General features: G+C 46.2%; 10 protein-coding genes. 4 read left to right on the top strand and 6 right to left on the bottom strand.

Translation table 11 applies throughout. The annotated features are described in order from the left end of the window. Positions 1 to 14 precede the first annotated feature (14 nt). Complete coding sequence (locus tag H8K32_RS02840) at positions 15 to 1,124, bottom strand: ornithine cyclodeaminase (protein WP_186910972.1); 1,110 nt, start codon at positions 1,122 to 1,124, stop codon at positions 15 to 17. 525 nt (positions 1,125 to 1,649) lie between these two features. Between H8K32_RS02840 and H8K32_RS02835 the strand changes: the two genes are divergently transcribed. Beyond that, a complete protein-coding gene (locus tag H8K32_RS02835; RefSeq protein ID WP_186910971.1) occupies positions 1,650 to 2,105 on the top strand; it encodes an Lrp/AsnC family transcriptional regulator in 456 nt (151 codons plus the stop codon). 74 nt (positions 2,106 to 2,179) lie between these two features. Here the strand turns inward: H8K32_RS02835 and H8K32_RS02830 are convergent, their stop codons facing one another. The 5 genes from H8K32_RS02830 to H8K32_RS02810 form a co-directional block, all read right to left on the bottom strand. Next, positions 2,180 to 2,392, bottom strand: a complete 213-nt coding sequence (locus H8K32_RS02830) for a hypothetical protein (protein ID WP_186910970.1) — start codon at positions 2,390 to 2,392, stop codon at positions 2,180 to 2,182. Positions 2,393 to 2,464: 72 nt separating this feature from the next. After that, entirely contained in the window at positions 2,465 to 3,625 is a 1,161-nt protein-coding gene (locus tag H8K32_RS02825; RefSeq protein ID WP_186910969.1) for a UbiH/UbiF/VisC/COQ6 family ubiquinone biosynthesis hydroxylase, read from the bottom strand. Positions 3,626 to 3,636: 11 nt separating this feature from the next. After that, on the bottom strand, positions 3,637 to 4,989 hold the full coding sequence (locus H8K32_RS02820) for an aminopeptidase P N-terminal domain-containing protein (protein WP_186910968.1): 1,353 nt from the start codon (positions 4,987 to 4,989) through the stop codon (positions 3,637 to 3,639). A 2-nt stretch (positions 4,990 to 4,991) separates the two neighbouring features. After that, a complete protein-coding gene (gene murU / locus H8K32_RS02815; RefSeq protein WP_186910967.1) occupies positions 4,992 to 5,708 on the bottom strand; it encodes an N-acetylmuramate alpha-1-phosphate uridylyltransferase MurU in 717 nt (238 codons plus the stop codon). Positions 5,709 to 5,718: 10 nt separating this feature from the next. Further along, entirely contained in the window at positions 5,719 to 6,774 is a 1,056-nt protein-coding gene (locus tag H8K32_RS02810; RefSeq protein WP_186910966.1) for an aminoglycoside phosphotransferase family protein, read from the bottom strand. A gap of 147 nt (positions 6,775 to 6,921) precedes the next feature. Between H8K32_RS02810 and H8K32_RS02805 the strand changes: the two genes are divergently transcribed. The 3 genes from H8K32_RS02805 to pdxA all read left to right on the top strand — a co-directional run bounded on the left by H8K32_RS02805 (position 6,922) and on the right by pdxA (position 11,863). Beyond that, positions 6,922 to 9,288 (top strand): LPS-assembly protein LptD, encoded by a 2,367-nt coding sequence (locus H8K32_RS02805; protein ID WP_186910965.1) that lies wholly within the window; start codon positions 6,922 to 6,924, stop codon positions 9,286 to 9,288. A 191-nt stretch (positions 9,289 to 9,479) separates the two neighbouring features. Next, positions 9,480 to 10,826, top strand: coding sequence for a peptidylprolyl isomerase (locus tag H8K32_RS02800; protein ID WP_186911231.1), 1,347 nt, complete (start codon positions 9,480 to 9,482; stop codon positions 10,824 to 10,826). Next, positions 10,826 to 11,863, top strand: a complete 1,038-nt coding sequence (gene pdxA, locus H8K32_RS02795) for a 4-hydroxythreonine-4-phosphate dehydrogenase PdxA (protein WP_186910964.1) — start codon at positions 10,826 to 10,828, stop codon at positions 11,861 to 11,863. Before H8K32_RS02800 ends, pdxA begins: the two co-directional genes overlap by 1 nt.

Genomic DNA, 11,863 nt, shown 5'->3' with positions numbered 1-11,863 from the left:
TGCTGTTAAGCGTATTAAGCATGTATTGGCACTTTTGGTGCTAACGGTGTTTCTGGTGTTGCCGATATTGCCGATATTGCTGATGTTGCATTTTTTGTGTCGACGACGGGCTCACCCATTCCCATGCCAAACAAATCTTTTGGATTCATCATTTCTGGAATTAAATCCAGCATAGGCGAAGTTTTTTGCATGACAAATTTTTCCAGATAACGCATCGCAGAAAAATCTTCCAGTGCAAAACCGACAGAATCAAATACGGTGATTTGTTCTGCAGATGAGCGTCCAGTAGATTTTCCTTCAAGAATCGTCCACAGTTCGGTGACCTGGAAGTCTGCTGGCATTTGCTGCAATTCGCCTTCAATTCTCGATTGCGGTTCGTATTCAACCACAACATAAGCATTATTCAAAATATCTGCGTGTAACTCTGTTTTTCCAGGGCAGTCACCACCAACGCCGTTGATGTGCATGCCAGGTTCTATCATTTCTGGTGTCAGAATTGTGGCATTAGTTTTATCTGCTGTTACAGTGGTCACAATATCCACACCTTTGACTGCTTCTGCGATAGATGCGGCGCGTATCACACGTAAATTGGGGTAAGCGCGCAAATTATGAATCAATTTTTCAGTTGCTGCAGGATCAACGTCAAAAACACGGATTTCTTCTATGCCTAACATCGCGTGAAAGGCGACTGCCTGAAATTCACTTTGAGCACCGTTGCCGATCAGCGCCATACGTCGACTGTCTGGACGCGCCATGTATTTGGCTGCCAATGCTGACGTAGCCGCTGTGCGAATTGCTGTGGTTAGTGTTAATTCGGATAACAAACGTGGATAGCCTGTATCAACGTCGGCGAGAACACCAAATGCAGTCACAGTCAGCAAACCAGCCTGGGTATTTTTAGGGTGACCATTGACGTATTTGAATGAGTAGTTGGTGCCGTCAGAAATCGGCATTAATTCAATAACGCCGACGTCGGAGTGATTTGCCACGCGGGCGGATTTGTCAAAACTGCCCCAGCGCAAATAGTCTTCTTTAATCATCTCTGCCATGCGGGTGATGGCTGTTTCCGGCTTTACCTTACGTAAGTGGGCTTGCATTTCCTGTGTGCCAATATAGGTCACCATGATGTTCTCCGAATAGTTTGAATTAGCCAGGATGAAACTGATAAAAAAGTGCAAATTCAAAAAAGCTTTCATGCATTTGTTATCCATCCTGTAAAACCAGAACATCGTCAATGGACTTAGCCAGGCAATTAAAAAAAGAGGCATGTCCGGAAGCCGCTGCGAAATTTTTCCGCATTTCGCAAAAGCCTCAAGCACTAATGTGCTCATGGAAACGACGAGTTCTGATAACCATTGTAGCTACGCGACAGAATAATTAGATTGCTAAATTTGTTGTATTATCTGCAAATAAAGAAATTTAATTACTTAATTTTACTTATAAAGAATTTATATTTCGTAATATCGTTATTGAATAAAATATCTTTAAATTGAGCAATAAAGTATATGAGAAAATCAGAGCGGTTTCTGAATCTCGAATAACGATATTGATGATTAAAAACTCGACTTGTTATTTTTGAAGGTCGTCTTGCTTCAGGCGGATCTAACGACTGTCTACGTCTTTTAGCGCGGCAGAAAAAAGGAATAAAAATGGATGCTTATGATTTAAGTATTTTGCGCTATCTACAAGATGATGGCCGTATGAGTAACCTGAACCTGGCGGAAAAAATTCATTTGTCTGCCCCGCAGACGCTGCGCCGCGTGAGGGTATTGGAAGAAAAGAAAATTATCCGTGGCTATGTTGCACAGGTCGCGCCTGAAGCACTTGGTTTGGGAGTGATGGCTTTTGTAAATTTATCTCTGGATAGAGAGCAGTTCAGAAACGTGCGTGAAGTTGAAAAGCAGTTGCGGGCTTTTCCTAACATCATCGAATGTCATACGATTTCTGGCGACTTTGACTATATTCTCAAAGTCGTTGCGGCTGATTTGAAAAGTTTATCGCAATTTTTGACTGATACCCTGATGCAAGTGCCAGGGGTGGCTTCACTGCGTTCTATGATTTGTATGGAGGAAGTCAAACCGGTATGTGGCTTGCCTATCGATTGAAATGCCGGATCTGAAGGATTTATACGCCTGCAGATCCGGAGCGCATCATCAAGCTTAGTGATGCGTAGTAATGCTTAGTGATAAATTGCGAAGCGCAGAGAGAATTTTTTGAAATGACGATAACTGGCACCAAGTTTATGCAAAGCATCTAAAGATTGTTCCAGCGATTCGCCTTCTTTTGTGAAATTTACACGGAATTCTTCAAACGCTGCTTCTAACACCGTCGCAAGTTGGTGATTGTAAATACGGCCGTAGTTCATCAAACGTCTTTTTGTGCGGAGTTTCATCATGCATCCTTTTTAAGTGAGGGGCGGATTATAGCTTTTTTAAAAAAACGGCTGGCAAAATTAAAAAGCACATTAACGCCAGCCGTACATCATTTGTCCGGCTAGTAAATTTTTAAATGGTTTTAACACATCGATGGCGCCAAGGCTGATGCCAAGCAAAGATTGCGTGAATGAACCATCCGGCGAACTGGCAAATACTCGCGCCATGCTATCGGTAATCCGTATCGTCAATTGTCGGTCAGTTTGTCGTTGCTCGATAAACTGTGGTATTGCGGTGGTCAATTCAGTAGTCTGGCGGCTCAAGCATTTCGCCAATGTATGCGCATCCCTCAGACCTAAATTTAAACCTTGACCTGCTACTGGGTGCAAGGTCTGCGCGGCATTCCCGATGCTGACTGTGCGTCCAGTTGAATCTGGCTGCGCATTCAAACCTAGTGGATAAGCGACGCGTTTCGATATCTGTTGAAATTGCCCCAGTCGATGACCAAATGCCACTTGCAACTCGGCGAGAAATGCCTGGTCGTCGAGTGCCATGAGTTTTTCTGCCATCGCAGGACGAGCACACCACACCAATGCGTAGCCATGTTCTTGCGGCAATAAAGCCAATGGTCCCTGATCGGTAAAACGCTCAAAAGCGCGTTGTGGTTGTGGTTGATCACAAGTGACATGCGCAATGATCGCGGTTTGTTGGTAGTCATGTCGCTGGTCACGTTGGGTCTGGTCAGCAAAGGTGCCGCCTTCCGCTTGCACCAGAATTTTGGTGGTGACGCTGGAATGGTTTCCCGTTTCTGTATGCTTGAGATTCACCACAACATGTTCTGCATTTTCTTCGATGTGACCGACGTGAAATGGTCTCAACATGTGAACTTGCGTCTGCGCCAATGCGTTCTGCATAGGGCTGATGATGTCACCATAACGCGCCACATATCCTAAGGCTGGCACGTCGTAATCATCTGCACGCATCAGACTGCGACCAAAATGCGAACGACGGGAAACATGAATTTCACGGATTGCACTCGCCTTGATTGGCCAGCTTCCGGCGCGCTGAAGAATTTGCTGACTGCCATAGGAAATCGCAATCGAACGTGCATCTTGTTCTGCCTGTGCTGCGGTTTTTGCGTCAAATAAAGCAATTTTTTCTGCGGGAAAACCTTGCCGGGATAACAGTAGTGCCAGTGCTTGTCCGACTGGGCCAGCACCACAAATAGCAATATCAAAGTCTGGAGTATTCATGCTGTATGTTGTTAACCGTGTTGCATTTCAGCTTCAACTTCTGCCACCGTTTTTGGTGTGTCGCGGCTGAGGTTCAAATGCCCATCGCTGGTGATCAGGATATCGTCTTCGATTCGTATGCCGATATTCCAGAACTCTTCAGGTACATGTTCCGCTGGTCGTACATAGATGCCAGGTTCTACGGTAATGACCATGCCTGCCTGTAAATACCGGTAGGGTTTTTCTTCGGCAATATTATGTGTTTCGCGATAAAGACCAACGTCATGTACATCGAGTCCCAGCCAATGTCCTGTGCCGTGCATATAAAACTGACGGTAGTCGAGGTTTGCAATTGCATCATCCAACGTGCCAATTTTGTGTTTGTCGAGCAAGCCCGTATCGAGCATGCCTTGCGTTAGTACACGCACTGCGGCATGGTGACCATCCATGTAGCGCGCACCAGGCTTGGCGCATTCCAGTGCCGCGTATTGTGACGCCAACACGATCTCATACAAGGTTTTTTGTGCAGGGCTGAACTTGCCATTGACCGGAAACGTGCGGGTAATATCGGATGCGTAGCTATCGAATTCACAGCCGGCGTCAATCAAAACTAAATCGCCATCGTGGATTTTTGCCTGATTGCTTTGGTAGTGTAAAACGCAGGCGTTTGCACCAGCGGCAACGATAGAACCGTAGGCTGGTGATTGTGCGCCCTGACGACGGAATTCGTACAATAACTCAGCTTCCAATTCGTATTCAAATTGTCCCGCTCTGGCGGCGCGCATGGCTCTGGCGTGGGCTGCGCCGGAGATGCTGGCGGCACGCTGCATACTTGCAATTTCAAGGCTGTCTTTAAATAGTCGCATCTCGTCAATCAGATAACGCACATCAACTGTGGTGCCTGGTACGCTGATGCCGGCGCGACTTTTTGCGCGTACTTCTTGCAACCATTGTTGAAGCTGGTTGTCCAGATGAGGTTCAGTACCTGCACTATAAAATAGCTTGTGTGCATCGGCGAGAAAGCCTGGCATTTTTTCATTGATGTCATCGATCGCGTAGGCTTCATCAAAACCAAATTCGACTCGCGCTGCTTCCGGGCCAAACCGATAGCCAGCCCAGATTTCGCGCTCGATATTTTTTTCGCGACAAAATAAAATTGCTGATTGTTTATCGCCAGCAGCGATCAGAACGATCACTGCATCCGGTTCGGTAAAGCCGGACAAATAATAGAAATAGCTATCGTGCCTGAATGGAAAAGTGTTGTCGTTGTTACGAATGAGTTCGCGCGCTGTCGGGATGATAGCGACACCTCCGCCTTGCGCTTGCATCAAAGATAGCAGGTGTTGACGACGGGCAGAAAAATGGAGGTGTTTAGCCTGACTCATGGCTATCCTTTAACGAAATTCAGTGGTGCATTGAGCGCATTCAATTGCTCGGGTGTGCCGAGATTATGCCACTCTCCACGATACAGTTCGCCACCGATTCGGCCCACATCGATAAATTCGCGCATCAGCGGTGCCAGCTTTGCATGGTCGCCAGGACGAATGCTGGAAAACATTTCAGGGCGGTAGACACCAATATTGGCAAAGGTGTGCCGTGGCGAGCCTTCGTTAGATAAACCCATCAAAGTCAGCGCAAAGTCACCTGTTGGATGAAAACCAGGATTTTTAACCATATACAACCAGGCAATATCGCGTTCCTGTTCAGGCAATGGATTTCCCCACGGGTCATTATCTTCGAGCGTATTTAAACATTCTTTGAAATCAAAATGCGGAATATAAATATCGGCTGACACCACAATAAATGGGTCAGAACCGAGTAAGGGCAAGGCTTTAGCAATACCACCAGCGGTTTCTAGTGCGGTTTCTTCAGCTGAGTAGCTGATCTTTGCACCGAACTGACTACCGTCACCCAGTGTGTCGACGATCATATGTCCAAGATGGGCGTGGTTAATCACGATCTCGGTGATACCTGCTTTCACTAAATTCAAAATATGCCAGACAATCAATGGTCGTCCACGCACTTTCAATAAAGGTTTTGGACAAGTGTCGGTCAATGGTCTCATGCGTTCGCCGCGACCTGCCGCAAGTAACATCGCTTTCATATTGCAAACCTCAGAACGTGTAGCCAACTTGGGGGGCAGTATTTTCCAGCTCGTCGAGCAGGCGTAACAGCGGCACTAACTCTTTGTAACGATGGCAAGTTTTGCGCACGTATTCCATAACTGTTGGAATATCTGCGAGGAAATTGTCTTTACCATCGCGGTGCGACAACCGGGTAAAAATACCTAACATTTTGAGGTGGCGTTGTAAGCCCATCCATTCAAAATCACGGTAAAAACTATCAATGTCCGGTGCGACCGGCAAGCCAGCACGTTTCGCTTTTTCCCAGTAGCGTATGGCCCAGTCCAGCACCATTTCTTCGTCCCACTGGACATAAGCATCGCGTAACAGCGACACCAGATCATAGGTGATAGGGCCGTAGACGGCATCCTGGAAGTCAACAATCCCCGGATTACCTTTGTCCATCCACATCAAATTGCGGGAGTGGAAGTCACGGTGTACATACACTTGTGGTTGCGCTAGTGCGCTTGCCAGCAAATGGTCAAAGACTTTATCTAAAGTAGCGGTTTGCTTTTCATTCAGCGTCACGCCTAAATTCTTATTCACATACCATTCAGTGAATATATTCAATTCACGTAACAAGAACGCGCGGTCATATTCTGGCAGCACATCAGGCTGGCTTTGTGCTTGCATCAATACCAGAGCGTCAATCGCGTCAAGGTAAAGTTTGTGTGCAGTGTCGTGGTTTAACACATGGGCATAGGTATGCAAACCCAGATCGGTGACCAGTAAAAAACCTGCTTCCAGATTTTGTTCTAATACTTCCGGCACAGTGAGGTTAATACTTTTCAATAAATTCGCCATTTTGATGAACGCGGCAGAATTCTCAGTCACTGGCGGCGCATCCATGGCGATCAGACTGCGACCATCGTTCGTATCGATGCGGTAAAACTGGCGGAAACTGGCATCGGCGGACGCCGGACGCAGACTGTCGAGTTGCAGCGCGTGGTCAGAAAGGCCACCTAACCATTCTTTCAGAGCGGCACGGCGTTGTTCTTTTATCTCAGAAACGGCTGAGTTTGCAGGCGTGTTATCAGTAGATGGCATGGTAAATTTGATAATAGATTGAGTTTGTGCACACAGTTCAGGTAGATTTAGCGGCATTTCACCTATAATAGGCGACTAATTTCTGGCGGATTGTCTGAATGATACCGTCCAATATGCTTGCCAAAACGCTCACTGACTACTGAATACATGCGCAGGAAACCCGTATTATCTCACTCACCGCTCTTGTTTCCTACTATCACCGCGATTGTCGTCTCGGTGCTGGTACCTGCTTTCTTTGCAAAGGCGCAGGCACAGACGATAAAAGAGTCGGAAGCAATCGCATCTCCGTTGAGCTCTGAAAACATGAGCATCTCAGATCAAGTGCAAAAAACTGATCAGGCACAGGAGGATGATCCCTTTAGTTTTGACGAGGATACAGCCTCGCGCCAAAAGAGTAAGCGAGACAAAAAGGAAGATCGAGATAAGCAAAAGCAAAAGCAGCGAGATGCGGATAAAGTTGCTCCCACAGTCGTTCAGTCCGAAAAAATGTATGGCCGTCCGGATAGGGACGCTCATTTTGAAGAAAATGTTGAGATCGTCAAGGGCAGCACTACCTTAACTGCGGATAAAGCAACTTATTTGTATCTTGAAGATGAGGTTGAAGCTGAAGGTAATGTGCGCATCCGTAAACAAGGCGATTGCTTCAACAGTGATACTGCACAGCTGCGTTTGGATTCGGGCATTGGTAATGTAAGTCGTGCTGACTATCATTTACTGGAATCGAACGCTCAGGGTAAAGCAGCGAAGATTGATTTTCTGGATACGGAACGTTCTATCGTTCATCAGGGAACTTATAGTACTTGCAACGGTGTTGATCCCGATTGGTATTTGCGTGCCGATACATTAAACCTGGATAGCGGTCTTGATACCGGTATTGCAGGCAAATCCGTACTTTATTTTATGGGTACACCTATCCTGGCTACACCAACGCTGACTTTTCCTTTGTCTGGGGCTCGTCATTCTGGTTTTTTACCGCCGACAATCGGAGCGTCAACTGTAGGCGGCGCTGAATTTGGTTTACCTTATTATTACAATATTGCACCAAACCGTGATTTAACTTTATATCCTAAAATCATTTCTCGCCGAGGCCTGCAATTAGGCGCCGACATGCGCTATCTGGGTGATACTTATCTCGGTGAAACTTCACTTGAAGGTTTGTCAGCGGATAAATTAACGAATAGCAGTCGTTACGCATTAAGATCGTCGCATCAACAACTACTGATGCCCGCTTTGAATTTGACCTGGGATATCAATATTGCATCCGACGATAACTATTCTTCAGATTTTTCAAATTCTATTACCAAGACCTCTCAGCGTTTGTTGCCGCGAAATATCAATGCAACGTATTCGGGTGCGTACTGGAATCTCAGTGTATTGGCAAGCAATTATCAGGTATTGCAAGACCTGAATGCCCCTATCGACAGACCGTATGATCGTTTACCGCAAATTCAGTTTCATGCTGAACAACATGACGTGATGGGTTTCGATTGGGCGTTTGATTCCAGCCTGACTCGTTTTTGGCACCCGACTTTTGTGCGTGGAGACCGGTTGGTTCTCAATCCGCAGGTATCCATACCGTTTATTCAACCTGGTTACTTCATAACACCCAAATTGCAGTTGCATGTCAATTCGTACCAACTGGCCCGTCAGGATCCCGACTATCCATCTGACTTTACGAAAGTAGTACCTACATTCTCGGTTGACAGTGGTATGGTGTTTGAGCGTCAGAGCACCTTGTTTGGCCGTGACGTCACGCAAACGCTCGAACCTCGGTTATTTTATGTACGCACGCCCAATGTGAACCAAGACGCTGTGCCACTTTTTGATAGTGCAAATGTTGATTTTAATTTTGCACAGATTTTTAGTGAAAACCGGTTTAGTGGACAAGATTTAGTTGGAGACTCGAATCAGATTACCGCAGCTCTTGTGTCTCGTTACATTGAGATGGATGGTGAAGAGCGATTAAAGCTGGCTATTGGGCAGCGTTTTTATTTCAATTCCCAAAAAGTATCGGCTGACGATACCATCCCGCCAAGTCGCTCTGATTTGCTGTTGGCCGCAACTGGTCAGGTGACACGTAGCCTCGGATTGGATTTAGGCTTACAGGTAAGTCAAAGTAGCCGTCAATCGGTTAAATCTAATTATGGCATTCGCTGGCAACCTGAACCGAAAAAAGTGTTGAATCTGGCGTATCGCTTTCAACGCGACGAGTTGGAAGAGGTAGATGTCTCGGCACAATGGCCAATTGGAAAGCGTTGGTATGCAGTTGGCAGAAGCAACTATTCTTTGATGGACAGAAAGGTTGTCGACGGGCTGGTCGGTTTTGAATATAAGGCAGATTGTTGGGCATTGCGCCTCGTTATACAACGATTTGCTCTTACTAGCCTGAATAATAATACCGGTTTTTCAATTCAGCTTGAACTTGGTGGATTAGGAAGACTTGGGGTTGGGAATGATCCTATAGAAGCATTAAAACGTAACATTTCCGGTTATCAACCGATTACTGAACGTTAATACGCGATGTAATCAGCCCAATAGAGCTTTTCGTGAGGTGAGTTAGTGACTTGTTGAATAGCGATGCGTAAGCATGGTTGTTTGTGAAAACACCGCTAACGTGTATATTGCAACTTTTATGCCGCTTAAGCAGTCAATACTGCGGCTTTGCTCAAACAGTTTTTTAGATCATTATGCGACATTTATTGCACATGAAACAACGTACTCTTTTCTCTGTAGCGGCACTTTCTATAAGTTTGCTGGCGACACAATCCAGTTTTGCACAACAGGCTTCTGGCAACACGAGCACATCGGCAAAATCACAAGCGGTCAATAGTATTGTGGTGGTCGTCAATGACGAAGTAATTACCAAGCAAGAATTAAATGAAAAACTGATTACCGTTGAGCGTCGTTTGAAGGCGCAGGGTACAGCTCTGCCAGATCGTGCAGACTTACAAAAGCAATTGCTGGAACGCATGATCATTGACCGTGCACAATTACAATTGGCAAAAGAAAACGGTATGCGCGTTGATGATGTGATGCTCGATCGTTCAATGCAGCGCATGGCCGAACAAAATAAAATGAACATGCAAGAATTTCGTAATCAAATTGAACGTGAAGGTACGTCCTACGCTCGCTTTCGCGAGGAAATTCGTGATGACATCATGATGCAGCGTGTACGTGATCGCGAGGTTGATAGCAAGATTCTGATTACCGAAAGCGAAGTCGATAATTTCCTGGCGGCCGAAGCGAATGCAAAAGCTGGAAAACAAGAGTTGAATCTTGCACATATTTTGATCCGTATTCCGGAAAATGCGAACGCTGATCAGATCGCCTTGCGCCGTAATCGTGCTGAAGAAGTGCTGCAAAAATTACGTGCAGGAGGTGATTTCGCCAAGCTGGCAGTGACTTATTCTGACAGCGCTGAAGCGCTCAAAGGTGGCGACTTGGGCTGGCGTGAACAGGATCGTTTGCCACAATTATTTCTTGATGCTGTCAGCAAAATAAAGGCGGGAGAATTTACCGACATTATTCGCAGTCCGAATGGCTTTCATATTGTTAAATTGAATGGCCAACGGGCATCTAACGATGTGAAGGCCGAGGCTGCCGTGGTTCAACAATCACATGTACGCCATATTTTGATGAAGCCAAATCAGATTATTTCTGAAGCAGAAGTTCTGCAAAAAATGCAGGACATGAAAAAGAAAATTGACAGCAAAGAAGCGACATTTGAAGAGCTCGCAAAAGCGAATTCTGCTGATGGCTCCGCTGCCAAAGGTGGCGACTTGGGATGGATTTTCCCTGGCGATACCGTGCCTGAATTTGAACAAGCAATGAATAAGTTGGCGATCAATGAAGTAAGCGCACCTGTAAAGTCGCCATTTGGCTACCACCTGATCCAGGTTTTAGAGCGCAAATCGGAAGATCAAACCAATGACCGTCAACGGATGGCTGCGCGCAATGCTCTGCGTGAACGCAAGTCAGACGAAGCATATCAAGACTGGTTGCGTGAATTGCGTGATCGTACTTACGTTGAATTCCGTACGGAAGATAAATAATGCCTGAATCGAGATTACCGGCCATTGCACTGACGGTAGGTGAGCCGGCAGGAATAGGGCCGGAAATCTCGATTCGTGCCGCTTGGTCTTTACGGCATGAAATCAGACCCGTGTTGATTGGTGATGCTGCCTATCTGGCAATGTTGGCCAATGAAATTGATCCGGCAATACAATTGATGGGCGTTTCTCTGGAAGCACTCAGAAATTACGGTTTATCAGCTACCGGAATTGATCGCATTACGGTCATCGATTGCCCACTCACTGCCCATGTGGTCGCAGGTCAACTTGACCCTCGTAATGGCAGAGCCGTTTTGCATACGCTTGATGTCGCAATTGAAAGTGTGCAACGAGGCTGGTGCGATGCCATCGTTACTGCACCATTGCAAAAAAGTACGATTAACGATGCTGGCGTGAAGTTCAGCGGGCATACTGAATACTTGGCAGAAAAGACGCAGACACCGCAAGTGGTTATGATGCTCGCCTGCGAAGCAAATGATCACCTGAAACAACCTTTGCGGGTTGCATTGGCTACCACACATTTAGCGTTAAAAGATGTACCAGCGGCGATCCGTTTCGATGATTTGTTGTGTACGCTGCAAATCATTGACGCTGATTTGCGATACAAAATGGGAATTTCCCACCCCCGCATTTTAGTGACCGGACTCAACCCGCATGCGGGAGAAAACGGCTATCTGGGGCGTGAAGAAATTGATGTGATCACTCCTGTCATTGAACATGCAAAAAGCCTTGGTATAGAAGCAAGCGGCCCCTACCCAGCTGACACTTTGTTTCAGCCTAAATATCTGGAACATGCAGATTGTGTACTGGCGATGTATCACGATCAGGGTCTGAGTGTGCTTAAACATGCGAGTTTTGGATTGGGCGTTAACATCACTTTGGGGTTGCCGCTGATTCGCACCTCAGTGGATCATGGAACCGCATTAGATTTAGCAGCGCAAGGTCTTGGACATGCTGATATAAGTAGTATGCTGGTGGCAATTCGCGTTGCCGCTGAAATGGCAAAAAATAAGAAATAA

It is taken from the genome of Cognatundibacterium jejuense (assembly GCF_014284255.1).
Lineage (GTDB): Bacteria > Pseudomonadota > Gammaproteobacteria > Burkholderiales > Burkholderiaceae_D > Undibacterium > Undibacterium jejuense.
The sequence above is the reverse complement of the archived record's forward strand: the minus strand, read 5'-3'. Positions and strand labels throughout refer to the sequence as shown.